Origin of the sequence: Streptomyces sp. D2-8, from assembly GCF_023184515.1 — a bacterium.
Classification (GTDB): domain Bacteria; phylum Actinomycetota; class Actinomycetes; order Streptomycetales; family Streptomycetaceae; genus Streptomyces.
This window is the reverse complement of sequence record NZ_JAAHBP010000006.1, coordinates 22,151-34,848: the sequence shown is the minus strand read 5'-3', so window position 1 is coordinate 34,848 and position 12,698 is coordinate 22,151. Positions and strand designations below refer to the sequence as shown.

7 protein-coding genes are annotated in these 12,698 nt (G+C 72.6%); 3 read left to right on the top strand and 4 right to left on the bottom strand.

Annotation, left to right across the window (positions count from 1 at the left end; genetic code table 11):
• Nucleotides 1-672 precede the first annotated feature (672 nt).
• Nucleotides 673-1,221 (bottom strand): MarR family winged helix-turn-helix transcriptional regulator, encoded by a 549-nt coding sequence (locus G3I77_RS13700; protein ID WP_248503519.1) that lies wholly within the window; start codon nt 1,219-1,221, stop codon nt 673-675.
• A gap of 122 nt (nt 1,222-1,343) precedes the next feature.
• On the opposite strand from G3I77_RS13700, the gene G3I77_RS13695 reads away from it, so the two are divergent.
• Nucleotides 1,344-2,609 (top strand): MFS transporter, encoded by a 1,266-nt coding sequence (locus G3I77_RS13695; RefSeq protein WP_248503524.1) that lies wholly within the window; start codon nt 1,344-1,346, stop codon nt 2,607-2,609.
• A 15-nt stretch (nt 2,610-2,624) separates the two neighbouring features.
• Here the strand turns inward: G3I77_RS13695 and G3I77_RS13690 are convergent, their stop codons facing one another.
• Together G3I77_RS13690 and G3I77_RS13685 are read right to left on the bottom strand one after the other, a co-directional pair.
• Nucleotides 2,625-4,292, bottom strand: a complete 1,668-nt coding sequence (locus tag G3I77_RS13690) for a SpoIIE family protein phosphatase (protein WP_248503515.1) — start codon at nt 4,290-4,292, stop codon at nt 2,625-2,627.
• Nucleotides 4,293-4,464: 172 nt separating this feature from the next.
• Nucleotides 4,465-5,844: an NAD(P)/FAD-dependent oxidoreductase gene (locus tag G3I77_RS13685; RefSeq protein ID WP_248503514.1), complete on the bottom strand. Its 1,380-nt coding sequence runs from the start codon at nt 5,842-5,844 to the stop codon at nt 4,465-4,467.
• Between the two features lie 376 nt (nt 5,845-6,220).
• Between G3I77_RS13685 and G3I77_RS13680 the strand changes: the two genes are divergently transcribed.
• A complete protein-coding gene (locus G3I77_RS13680; protein WP_248503511.1) occupies nt 6,221-6,985 on the top strand; it encodes a TetR/AcrR family transcriptional regulator in 765 nt (254 codons plus the stop codon).
• 237 nt (nt 6,986-7,222) lie between these two features.
• On the top strand, nt 7,223-9,211 hold the full coding sequence (locus G3I77_RS13675) for a sigma-70 family RNA polymerase sigma factor (protein WP_248503510.1): 1,989 nt from the start codon (nt 7,223-7,225) through the stop codon (nt 9,209-9,211).
• A 13-nt stretch (nt 9,212-9,224) separates the two neighbouring features.
• On the opposite strand, the gene G3I77_RS13670 is transcribed toward G3I77_RS13675, so the two are convergent.
• Nucleotides 9,225-12,518 (bottom strand): BTAD domain-containing putative transcriptional regulator, encoded by a 3,294-nt coding sequence (locus G3I77_RS13670; RefSeq protein WP_248503509.1) that lies wholly within the window; start codon nt 12,516-12,518, stop codon nt 9,225-9,227.
• Nucleotides 12,519-12,698 lie beyond the last annotated feature (180 nt).

Here is a 12,698-nt window from a genome sequence, read left to right as displayed (position 1 = left end):
TCAAACTCTCCGTGAATGTGTACCGGTAATCCGGTGCAACACCACGAGAGCGGAACAGTCAGGCGGAATAGGCCCGACCGTTCACAGCGTCCTCGCTGTGTTTTTTCAAAGGAACCTCGCCCCAGCAAATGCTGGAGACGGGGTATCAACATATCTGGCGTTGACTTTTGGCACGCTGTTGAGTTCTCAAGGAACGGTCGCTTCCTTTGTACTCACCCTCTCGGGCTTTCCTCCGGGCGCTTCCCTTCGGTCTTGCGTTTCCGACTCTATCAGATCTTTCCGATCCGATTTCCTCGATGCTTTCCAGGTTCCGCTTCCGCGTTTTCCTTTCCGGCGGTTCCGACTCTATCAGATCCTTTCGGGCCTGATCCCCGGTCAGCGGGGTTTGTCTTCGCGGCTGTTGGGCCGTTCCGACGTTCCTAACCTTAGCGCGCCCTCTCGGCGATTCTCAAATCGAAGCTGTGTCGATCGGATCGTCGAGTCCCAATTCGAATTGAATTCGGGCACGCCGAAATCAATCCCGTTGGGAGGTCGAGCTGGTGGTTTGGGTGCCGCTGGTGCGGCGGAAGTGCTGTCGCAGAACCCTTACGGCTCCGCGGCAACCCGAAGAACACTACGGATCCACCAGGGGGCTGTCAAGCGGCCCCTGTCAAGATCTTTTCGGCCCCGGCGTCAGTCCAGGTCGGTGAGGCGTCCGCCGGCGTCCGGCTGGGCGTGCTCGACCCGGCGCAGCAGGCGCGTGAGCACTTCGCCCAGCGCCGTGCGCTCGTCGGGGGTCAGGTCCTGGAGCAGGTCCTCCTCGAAGACCGACGCCAGGCGCATCGCCTCCAGCCACTTCTCTCGCCCCTCGGATGTCAGTTCCACGATGACGCGTACGCGGTTCGACTCGTCTCGCTCACGGGTCACCAGAGATTCGGCAACCATGCGGTCGATCCGGTGGGTCATCGCGGCCGGGGTGAGGCCGAGGCGCTTGGCGAGGTCGCTGGGGCCCAGGCGGTAGGGAGCTCCGGAGAGGACGAGGGCCTTGAGGACCTCCCACTCCGCGTTGCTGATGCCGAGGGCCGAGGTCTGACGGCCGTAGGCGACGTTCATGCGGCGATTAAGGCGGGACAGGGCCGAGACGATCTGCTCGACCTGGGGGTCGAGGTCCTGGAACTCGCGCTGGTAGGCCGCGATCTGCTCTTCGAGGGTCGGCTCACTGGGGCCGGGAGTGTCGCCCATGTGCGCAGTATCGCACGGACGTTCTTTGCCTTGAAGTCCTTGGGTATGTACTCTTTAGCTTCGAACTTTAGTTTCGAAGTCTTCACTCCTAACTTGTGAGAGAGGTGAACGTGACCAGGGCGATGGGCGCAGCGATGCGCCGGATTCACGTGGGTAACGCACTCAGCGCGTTCGGGCTCGGCTTCACGGTCCCGTACCTGTACGTCTATGTGGCGCAGGTGCGAGGGCTGGGGGCCATGACGGCGGGGCTCGTACTCGCCGTCTTCGCTGTGGCCGCGCTGGTCGTGCTGCCGTTCGCCGGGCGGGCCATCGTCCGGCGGGGCCCGCTGCCGGTGCTGCTCGTCGCCCTGATCACCGCCGCCATAGGTGCCCTGAGTCTGGGGATCGCGAGCAGTGCGGCGGCCGTGCTGGTGTCGGCCTCCCTGCTCGGAGCCGGGCAGGCCGTCATGCAGCCGGCGCTCGCCACGATGATCGTCGACTGCTCGTCGGCGGAGACGCGGTCGCGTGCCTTCGCCATGCAGTTCTTCCTGCAGAACCTCGGGCTCGGGGTCGGTGGTCTGATCGGCGGGCATCTCGTCGACACGACGAGCGCCGCCTCCTTCACGCTGCTCTTCGCGATCGAGGCGGCGATGTTCCTGCTGCTCGTCGTGGTGATGACGACCGTGCGGCTGCCGCACGCGCCGCGGATCGAGGACGCTCCCAGGGCGTCGGGCCGGGGCAGCTGGAAGCAGCTGCTGGGCAATCGGGCCATGGTGCAGCTGTGCGTGCTGGGCTTCGTGCTGTTCTTCGCCTGCTACGGGCAGTTCGAGTCGGGGCTGAGCGCGTACGGGGTCGAGGCCGCCGGGATCTCGACGTCCGCGCTGGGCACCGCGCTCGCCGCCAACACGCTGGTGATCGTCATCGCGCAGTTCGCCGTGCTGCGGTTCGTGGAGCGGCGCCGGCGGTCGCGGGTGATCGCCGCCGTCGGGCTGATCTGGGCCGTGGCGTGGGCCGTCGCCGGGTACGCGGGGCTCGGGCACGGGAGCCAGGAGATGGCGACGGCCGCGTTCGTCTCGACGTACGCGCTGTTCGGGCTGGGTGAGGCGATGCTGTCGCCGACCGTGGCCCCGCTGGTCGCGGATCTCGCGCCGGAGGGGATGGCCGGGCAGTACAACTCCGCGTTCGCCCTGGTCAAGCAGCTCGCGCTGGCCGTCGGGCCGGCGGTGGGCGGTCCGCTGGGGGCCTCGCTGCACGCGCCGTACATCGTGGCGTTCTTGGTGTTCTCGTTGGGGATCACCGTCCTGGCCGTGCGGTTGGGTCGGCAGCTGACCGATGCGCAGGATCAGCCGTGGCTCGGGAAGAGCCGGGTCGTGGCGCGGGGTGGGGCGCCCGTTTCCGCTGACGTCTGATCCGCTGGCCGTCGGCTAGGTCGACTGAGTGCACGGCAGGGCGAATTCGCACCACACCGCCTTGCCGCCGCCCGGCGTGCGTCTGCAGCCCCAGTTCGACGCGATCGTGGCGACGATGGCGATGCCCCGGCCCGACTCGTCGCCCGGTTCCGCGCGGCGGCGTCTGGGCAGATGGTCGTCGCCGTCGGTGACCTCGATGATCAGGCGGCGGTCCGTGCGGCGCAGACGCAGACGCATCGGCGGGGTGCCGTGCTGGAGGGAGTTGGCCACCAGTTCGCTGGTGGCCAGGACGCCCAGGTCGTGCAGGTCGGCGGGGAAGCGCCAGCTGGTCAGGACGCCGGAGGCGAAGGCACGCGCGCGTGGGGCCGCTTCCACGCCGCCCAGGAGTTCCAGGGCGGCGTTGCGGAAGAGCTCGCTCTCCGCTCCCTTGCGGGCGGGGTGCTGGAGGACCAGGACGGCCACGTCGTCGTCGTGGTCGGGGGTCACGCCCGCGGAGCGGACCAGGCGGTCGCAGACGACCTGGGGTGTGCCGGTGGCGCCGGCCAGGGCGCGTTCCAGGGCGGCGATGCCCTCGTCCAGGTCGGCGTCGCGGCGCTCGACCAGGCCGTCCGTGTAGAGGACGGCGGTGGAGCCGGGGGCGAGGGGGATCGAGCCCGAGGTGTGCATCCAGCCGCCGGTGCCGAGCGGGGGGCCGGTGGGTTCCTCGGCGCGCAGGACCGTGCCGTTCTCGTCGCGGACGAGGATCGGGAGGTGGCCCGCCGAGGAGTAGATCAGCTTGCCCTCGTTCGGGTCGTGGATGGCGTACGCGCAGGTGGCGATCTGGTTGGCGTCGATCTCGGCTGCCAGGCCGTCGAGGAGCTGGAGGACCTCGTGCGGGGGCAGGTCGAGGCGGGCGTACGCGCGGACCGCCGTGCGGAGCTGGCCCATGACCGCCGCCGCGCGGACGCCCCGCCCCATGACGTCGCCGATGACCAGGGCGGTGCGGCCGCCGCCCAGGGTGATCACGTCGTACCAGTCGCCGCCGACCGCTGCCTCGGTGCCGCCGGGGTGGTAGGTGGCGGCGATGCGCAGGTCGTCGGGTTCTTCGAGCTCCTGGGGGAGCAGTGAGCGCTGGAGGGTGACCGCCGTTTCGCGCTGGCGGCGTTCGCTGGCGCGCAGGCGTTCGGCGGCTTCGGCGTGGTCGGTGACGTCCGTGGCGAAGACGAGGACGCCGCGGCCTTCGCCGCCGCCCTTGCCGTCGCCCTGGGCGACCGGGGTGCAGGTGAAGGTGTAGGAGCGGCCGTCGGGGGCCTTGCGGGACTTGACCGTGCGCGGTTTGCCGCTGCGCTGGACCTGGTCCAGGAGGGGGAACAGACCGAGGGCGTCCAGCTCGGGGAGGGCCTCGCGGGCGCGTTCGCCCAGCGGGCGTACGCCGAAGGCGGTCGTGTAGGCGTCGTTGACGTAGGCGATGCGGTGGTCGGGGCCGTGGACCAGGGCGACGAGGGACGGGACGCGGTCGAGGACCTCACGCACCCGCAGCTCGTCGACGGCGGGTACGGACGGTGTCTCGTCGGTCAGTTGTTCGGCACGGGCGGCGGGTACGGAGCCTTCCCCCCGCCGGTCCGGGGAGGCCGACTGCTCGGTCCGCGCTGCGGCGCGGCGCTGCGTTCCGGGGAGCCGGGCGCTCCAGCGCGTGAAGTTCACGAATCCTTGCCTCGCGTAGTGGTCGGCGGCCGGCACCGGAACCGGCCGGGGCCCGGAGGCCCGCACCGGGACGTGGGGTGGCACGCCCGCGGTGGTGGACCAGTCTGGCAGGGCGCGGACCGGACCGACATCCGTCAGACGCCGGGCCGGCCGCTGGAGTTCCTGGGTCCGGTCAGGACGACCCCTTCGGGTTGTGCGGGGGGTCCAGAGAAGGCTTTCCACCGGCCGCGAGTTCGAACTCCGCCCGGGGGTGTTCGAGTGAACCCAGGGAGACGATCTCCCGTTTGAACAGGCCGGCCAGGCACCATTCGGCGAGGACGCGCGCCTTGCGGTTGAAGGTGGGCACGCGGCTGAGGTGGTAGGCGCGGTGCATGAACCAGGCGGGGTAGCCCTTGAGCTTGCGTCCGTAGACGTGGGCGACGCCCTTGTGCAGGCCCAGGGAGGCGACCGAACCGGCGTAGGCGTGTTCGTACGTCTCCAGGGGTTCGCCGCGCAGGGAGTGCACGATGTTGTCGGCGAGGACCTGGGCCTGGCGTACGGCGTGCTGGGCGTTGGGGGCGCACTCGCGGCCCGGTTCCCCGGCGGTGACGTCGGGGACGGCGGCGGCGTCTCCCGCGGCCCACGCGTGCGTGGTGCCGTCGACCGACAGTTCCGGGGTGCACTTCAGGCGTCCGCGGCCGTTGCGGGGCAGGTCGCTGGCGGCGAGTACCGGGTGGGGTTTCACGCCGGCCGTCCAGACGACCGTACGGGTGGGGAAGCGGGCGCCGTCGCTGAGGACGGCGACCCGGTCGGCGCAGGACTCGAGCCGGGTCCGCAGGCGGACGTCGATGTTGCGGCGGCGCAGTTCGGTGACGGTGTAGCGGCCCATCTCCTCGCCGACCTCGGGCAGGATGCGGTCCGAGGCCTCGACGAGGATCCACTTCATGTCCTCGGGCTGGACGTTGTGGTAGTAGCGCGCGGCGTAGCGGGCCATGTCCTCCAGTTCGCCGAGTGCCTCCACGCCCGCGAAGCCGCCGCCGACGAAGACGAAGGTGAGGGCCGCGTCGCGGATCGCGGGGTCGCGGGTGGAGGAGGCGATGTCCATCTGCTCGATGACGTGGTTGCGCAGGCCGATGGCCTCCTCGACGGTCTTGAAGCCGATGCCGTGGTCGGCGAGGCCGGGGACCGGCAGGGTGCGCGAGACGGAGCCGGGGGCGAGGACGAGTTCGTCGTAGGACAGCCGCTGTCCGCCCGTGCCCTCCTCCTCGGTGGCGAGGGTGGTGACGACCGCGGTGCGTTTCGCGTGGTCGACGGCGGTGGCCTCGCCGATCAGGACCCGGCACCGGTCGAGGACGCGGCGCAGCGGTACGACGACATGGCGGGGGGAGATCGCGCCTGCGGCGGCCTCGGGGAGGAACGGCTGGTAGGTCATGTACGGGTCGGGGGTGACGACCGTGATCTCCACCTCGCCCCGGTCCAGTTCCCGTTTCAGTCTGCGCTGCAGGCGCAGGGCCGTGTACATCCCGACGTAGCCGCCACCGACAACGAGAATGCGCGCACGTTCCTTCACCATCCCATGACGCACCCGCCGCTTGCGTTTGTCCACAGCCTCGACGAATTGTGTGACCGGAGCGGGAGAGCGCGCGGAGTTGGCCGGATTAGCGACCTGCGGAGCATAAGTGCAGGTCAGATGGGGTAGCGCAGGGGGCGCGCGGGGGCACATTCGGGACGTATGCGGCCCGTACTCCGATCGGTGGGCGCTCCGTGCGGAACCTGCCCCTTCTGAATTGACTCCCTCTCAACTATGTTCGTGTGTCGACGGGGTGTAGGGGGATGTGCTCACCGGGGTCCGCGACGGGCGGGCCGCGGAACCGGGCCGGTTCCCTCGCCCTGGTATCGAATGGCGGGGAGTGTCTCCGGGGGGAGACGTCATTACCGGGGGAATGCTTATGCATGTTCAGGACTCTCATTGGTCGACCGCGTCCGCAGTAGCGGGCGGCATCACGATGAGCGCGGCGGCGGGCAACGGACGCGACACCTCGCGGACGACGCCGCTGCGCGTGGACGCACAGCGCAATCTGGAGCACGTACTGCGTGCGGCACGCGAGGTCTTCGGCGAGCTGGGGTACGGCGCGCCGATGGAGGACGTGGCGCGGCGCGCGCGGGTCGGTGTGGGCACGGTGTACCGGCGGTTCCCGAGCAAGGACGTCCTGGTGCGGCGGATAGCCGAGGAGGAGACCTCCCGGCTGACCGACCAGGCGCGTGCGGCGCTCGGGCAGGAGGACGAGCCGTGGTCGGCGCTGTCGCGCTTCCTGCGGACGTCGGTGGCCTCCGGCGCCGGGCGGCTGCTGCCGCCGCAGGTGCTGCGGGTCTCGGTCGAGGATGGCGCCGGCGGCCAGCCGCGGGTGCCGCAGCAGCGGACCCAGCCGGGCACGACGGAGCTGCGGCTGGTCCCGGACCAGCCGGTCGCGGTCGCCTCGGTACCGGCGGTCGAGGCCGACGACACCGGGACGTCGGCGCTGCTCGAGGTCGTCGGCCAGCTCGTGGACCGGGCGCGTGCGGCCGGTGAGCTGCGGGCGGACGTGTCGGTGTCGGACGTGCTGCTGGTGATCGCCACGGCCGCGCCCTCGCTGCCGGACGCCGCACAGCAGGCTGCCGCGTCGGCCCGGCTGCTGGACATCCTGCTGGAGGGGCTGCGCTCGCGACCGGCGTGAGCCACCGGGGCCCGGGGCGAGCAGGCCCGGGCCGGGTGGGGCTTCCGGGCTCGGGCGGGACGTCCGGGCCCGGAGCGAAGAGGGAGCCTTCCCTGAATGAGTGACGGCTAGTACTGCCGTGCGGTAAGTCCCCACGGATGAGTGATGGTCCGGACTAAGGGGTTCTGACCAAAAGCCAATATGGCAGGCTGACCCGGTGGTCTGGACGGGTTGGGCGGCTGGCGGGGGCTTACCGCGATGAGCGTTGACGGTCGGGACGAGTCGAGCGGCAGCGGGAACGGCGATGCCACGGCCGGCAGCCCGGTCCCGCCGCAGGTGCCGAGTCAGGGCGGACGCGCGAGCGTGTCGCCCGGCGGGCACCCCGCCGAGTCGGTCCCGGCCCAGCGCGACCGGCGCGAGGACAGCGTCCTGCCGCCGCCGCGCGAGCTGCCGCCGTCCGATGCCGACCTCATCGACCGGATGCGCTCGGGCGACGACACGGCGTACGAGGAGCTGTACCGGCGCCATGCGCAGGCCGTGCGCCGGTACGCCCGCACCTGCTGCCGGGACACCCACACCGCGGACGACCTGACCGCCGAGGTCTTCGCCCGCATGCTCCAGGCGGTACGCGGCGGCGCGGGTCCCGCGCACGCCGTACGCGCGTACCTGCTCACCTCCGTCCGGCGCGTCGCCGCCTCCTGGACGCGGTCGGCGCGGCGCGAGCAGCTCGTCGACGACTTCGCGGTGTTCGCCGCCCAGTCCGCCCGCGGGTCCGCCGTGTCCGACGACGACACACTCGAACGGGGCGCCGACGCACGGGCGATGCACGAGGCCGAGCAGTCCATGGCCATGCGGGCCTTCCGGTCGCTGCCGGAGCGCTGGCAGGCCGTGCTGTGGCACACCGAGATCGAGGACGAGTCGCCCAGCGAGGTCGCCACGCTGTTCGGGCTGGACGCCAACGGCACGCGTGTGCTCGCCAGCCGGGCCCGCGAGGGCCTCAAGCAGGCCTACCTCCAGGCCCACGTCAGCGCCACGCTCACCGGCGACGAGGAGTGCGCGCGCTACGCCGACCAGCTCGGCACCTACGCCCGCGGGCGGCTGCGCACCCGGGCCGAGCGGGGACTGCGCAAGCACCTGGAGGAGTGCGCGAAGTGCCGGCTGGCCGCGATCCAGATCGAGGAAGTGGCCGGTGGTATCCCGGCCGTCGTGCCGGTCGCCGTCATCGGCTGGTTCGGGGCCGCCGGATATGCGAAGGCGGCCGGGCTCATCGCCGGGGGCGCGGGCGCGGCCGGTGCGGCGGGGGCCGCAGCGGCGGCGGGTGGCTCGGCCGGCGGGGCAGCCGCGACGGGCGGCGGTTCGGCCGGCGGGGCCGGAGGCGGAGGTGGTGCGGCGGCCTCCGAGGGGGTCGGCGCACCGGTGAAGGCCGGTATCGCGGCCGGTGTGGTCGCCGTGGGTGTGGTGGCGGCGGTGGTGTTGGCACTGGCCGGCAACGAGAAGCCGAACGAGGAGGCCGAGAGCGCTCCCTCGTCCCCTCCCCCGTCGTCCGTGGTGCGCCCCGGCGAGCCCACGCCCTCCCCCTCCCGGCCGGAACCCGGGCCGCGGCCGCGGCCGCCGGGGATCGTGCCCGCACGCGCCGAGACACCCGCGCCCACCCCGAGCTCCAGGACCAGCCCGAGTCCGGACCCGGACCCGACCTCGACCCCGGCCCCGACCCGGACGCCCGCTCCACCGCCCGCGTCCCCGAGGCCGACACCGCCTCCGGCCCTCACACCGACGCCCACTCCCCCGCCACCCCCGCCACCCCCGCCCGCCCCGGCCGTCTACCAGTGGAGCGGACTGTCGTACGACATCAGCGGCGACGGCACGAAGCTCGAGATGCGGATCGGTTCGAGCAGCTGGGTCTGGAAGCGGTCCGGCCTGTCGGTCGGCGACCAGCGGTACGCCCACGGCGTCACCGTGCACGGCCGCTCGTCCGTCACCATCGACCTCAACCGCTCCTGCTCGTCGTACGACGCGCTCGTGGGGGTGGACGACATGACGCTGAGGCTCGGCAAGGTGTACTTCTCCGTCTACGCCGACGGGGCCCGGCTGTGGCGGTCCCCGCTCATCGAGGGCGGTGACCCGGCCGTGCCAGTCCATGTGAACCTCACCGGCCGCAGCACGGTCCGGCTGGTGGTGGAACCGCGCAGCGCCCTCGACAACCCGATGCCGGTGGACTGGGCGGAGTCCACGTTCACCTGCGGCTGACGGGTACGGCCGCTCACATCACCGCGTCGGTGGCGTACGCGCGGCGTGCCTCGTCCAGCTCGCGCAGGGTGTCGTCCGCGGTGAGGGCCGTGCCGCGGACGCGCTCGGCCTCGCTCCGGGCGCTCCCCAGGGCGGCACGAACGGCGCCCTCGGTCCGTTCCACCAGGGCGCGTTCCGGCACGGAGCGCGGGCGGCCGGACCGCCAGTGGTCGCCGGTGCCGAGCAGCCGGGCCGCGCGCGGGAAGTCGCCGAGGTCGGCCAGCAGGCCCGCCGCGCCGTCCACGACCGTGGCCCTGACCACGTCCGAGCACCGCTTGTCCACGGCTTCGCGCAGCGCTCCGGTCAGCTTGCGCAGGGCGGACCGCGGGCCGGACTCCCTCGCGGTGATCACGGCGTCGAGCAGGAGCTGCATCACCATGAACTGCGGCGGCGGTGTGCCGGAGGCGGCGTTCGCGCGGGCCTCCTCGCACCACGCGCGCGCCTGGCCGGTGCGCCCCTCCTCGAACGCCATCTGGGTGCGCATCAGGAGGATGTACGCCTTGGAGTCCCGCACGCCGTACCGGTCGGCGGCGACGGTGGCGTCGTCCAGCAGCGCCAGCGCGGCCTCCCGGTCTCCCGCGCGGTAGGCGATCTCGGCGAGCCGGGCGATGAGGAACGGCGACTCGGCGAAGGCGCCCACCTCGTAGGCAAGCCGCAGCGCCTCCTCGTACTCCCCCTTGGCGTCCTCGAAGCGGCTGCGCGCCATGGCGGCCTCGCCGGCCGCGCTGCACACCTGGGCGCCCAGCCAGCGGTCACCCGCGCGGCGGCTGAGGATCCGCAGCTCCGCGAGGTCGTCGTCGACGCCCTCCAGGCCACCGGGGCCGTCGACGACCGTGTGCGTCCGGAACATCAGGGCGACGGCGAGCTCCCAGTCACCGCCGTACGTACGGCAGTCGGCGACGGCGGCGTCCAGGACGGCCCGGACCTCGCCCTGGTCGCCCAGGAAGGAGAAGAGGATCGGGCAGACGAGCCCCGGAATGCGGGCCGCGTGCGGCCCGCCACCGACGTAGTGGGCGCCCAACCGCTCCATGTACGGCCGCTGCTCGTCCACGAACGTCTCCACGGGCCCGGCCTCGATCATGAAGAACAGATGCAGCATGCGCACATCCATCCGCAGGGCGTGCAGCGGATGCCCCGCCTCCCCGCCGGGCGCGGCGAGGAAGTGGTCGATGTGGCCGGGCAGCTCAGGTGCGCCACCGGGCGGCACACGGCCCTCGGCATCCAGGGCCACGCCCAGGAGCAGGGTCCGCTCGAGCCATTCCATGCCCTCGTGGCGGTAGTTGCGCAGCCACCAGAACCAGCCCATGGCCAGGGCGAGGGCGGCGGCCTCCGCCTCCTCCCCGGCGGTGAGGGCCCGGTCGAGCGCCGCGCGGATGTTGTCCAGCTCGGTCTCCAGGCGGGATATCCACGGCAGTTGCCCGGCGGAGCGCAACAGCGGATCGGCCCGCTCGGCGAGCGCCCGCGCCCAGGCGCGGTGCCGGAGCTCGGCCTCGGTGCGCAGCCGCGGGGTGCCGGCGGCGCGCTCGACGGCGTACTCGTGGATGGTCTCCAGCATGCGGTACCGCATGCCGAAGGAGCCGTCGTCCGCGCTGGGGGACGCCACGACGAGGGACTTGTCGACCAGTGCCCCGATCAGCTCGGCGGCGGGCCCGGAGCACACGGCCTCGGCCGCCGCGAGGTCCCAGCCGCCGGCGAACACGGACACCTGGCGCAGCATCGTCCGCTCGGCGTCGTCGAGCAGGTCCCACGACCAGTCGACGACGGCACGCAGGGTCTGCTGGCGGGGCAGGACCGTACGACTCCCGGAGGTGAGGAGGCGGAAGCGGTCGTCGAGGCGGTCGGCGATCTGCCGGGGGGTGAGCAGTCGGAGCCGGGCCGCCGCCAGTTCGATGGCGAGCGGCAGCCCGTCCAGCCGACGGCAGATCTCCGCCACCGCCCGCTCGTCGCCGAGCACGGCGTCCGCGTCGGGACGGACGGCGGCCGCGCGCTCCGCGAACAGCCGACGGGCGTGGTCCGGCCGCAGGGGCTCGACCGGCCGCACCGACTCGCCCGGCACGCCCAGGGGTTCACGGCTGGTGGCCAGGATCGTGAGCCCCGGACAGCGGGTCAGCAGGGTCTCCGCGAGGTGGGCGGCGGCGCCGATGACATGCTCGCAGTTGTCAAGGATCAGAAGGAGGCTGCGCGGCGCGCAGAACTCCACGAGCAGGCCGACGGGGTCGTCCTGCACGGCGGTGAGCTCGCTGGTCATCAGCATGGTCTCGCGCAGCCCGAGCGCACTGACCACCGCTCCCGGCACCGCCTCCGGCCGGTCGAGCGGGGCGAGCTCGGCCAGCCATGCCTGCGGGAGCCCGGCGGCGGCTTCCTCGGCGAGACGGGTCTTGCCGGAGCCGCCCGGTCCGGTGAGGGTGACGAGTCGGGCCCTGTGCATCTCGGAACGGATGGCGTCGATCTCGGGTTCCCGGCCGACGAAAGAGGTCAGCCGGGGGCGGATGGTCCCGGGCTGCATCCGCTCGGGCTCCGGCGGAGCGGGCGAGGGCTTCTCCTCCTGCGGGACGGAGGCGAGCAGGCCGGCGTGGAGGGCGCGCAGTCGGGGCCCGGGGTCGGTGCCGAGGCCTTCGGCCAGGGCGCGGCGGGCCGTTTCGTACGCGGCGAGGGCGTCGGCGTCCCGGCCGGTGTCGCGCAGGGCGCGGATCAGGAGGGCGTGCAGCGGCTCGTCGTACGGGTGTACGGCAGTCAGTTCCCGCAGTTCCGGTACGACGTCCAGCCCGCGGCCGAGCCGTAGCCGGGCCTCTGCCCTGGCCCGGGTCGCCTCCAGGCGCCTCGCCTCCGGGCGGGTGGCGGCGGAGCGGTCGGGGAGGTCGGCGAGGGCGGGGCCGTGCCAGAGGGCGAGGGCGACGTCGAGGTGCTGCTCCGCTCGGACGGGGTCGTCGGCGGCGAGGGCGTCGGTGCCCTGCTGGACGAGCCGTTCGAAGACGTGGAGGTCGATGTCGTCCTTGGTGGCCGCGAGTCGGTAGCCGCCGGCCTCGGAGGTGACGGCGTCCTTGCCGAGGGCCCTGCGGAGCCGGCCGACGAGGGCCTGGAGCGCGGCGGGGGCGTCCTGGGGCGGGTCCTGCGCCCAGACCGCGTCGATCAGCGTCCGGGGGGTGGCGACGCGGGAGGGGCGCAGGGCGAGGGCGGTGAGCAGGGCGCGGAGCCGGGGGCCGCCGATGGGTACGACGGAGCCGTACTCGTCCTCTGCCGTGGTGACGCCCAGGATTCTGTACCGCACGGGGTCATTGTCGCTGGGGCGGGTGCGAGGGCCGGGGGATTTCCGTGTCGGGGGTTGCTCGGAGGCCGGTGTGAAGGTGCTGGGCGTTGCCATTGAGACCTGGCGGGTCCGCAACCCGGCGGAGCGGGGTGCCGCCGCGCCCACCCGTGCCGCCCTTTGCGGCACGATTGCCCGCACCCA

Excerpts from the sequence above, each read along its gene's own strand:
- G3I77_RS13700 (WP_248503519.1), bottom strand. The coding sequence starts at position 1,221 with ATGGGCGACACTCCCGGCCCCAGTGAGCCGACCCTCGAAGAGCAGATC.
- G3I77_RS13695 (WP_248503524.1), top strand. The coding sequence starts at position 1,344 with ATGGGCGCAGCGATGCGCCGGATTCACGTGGGTAACGCACTCAGCGCG.
- G3I77_RS13685 (WP_248503514.1), bottom strand. The coding sequence starts at position 5,844 with ATGGTGAAGGAACGTGCGCGCATTCTCGTTGTCGGTGGCGGCTACGTC.
- G3I77_RS13680 (WP_248503511.1), top strand. The coding sequence starts at position 6,221 with ATGCATGTTCAGGACTCTCATTGGTCGACCGCGTCCGCAGTAGCGGGC.
- G3I77_RS13675 (WP_248503510.1), top strand. The coding sequence starts at position 7,223 with ATGAGCGTTGACGGTCGGGACGAGTCGAGCGGCAGCGGGAACGGCGAT.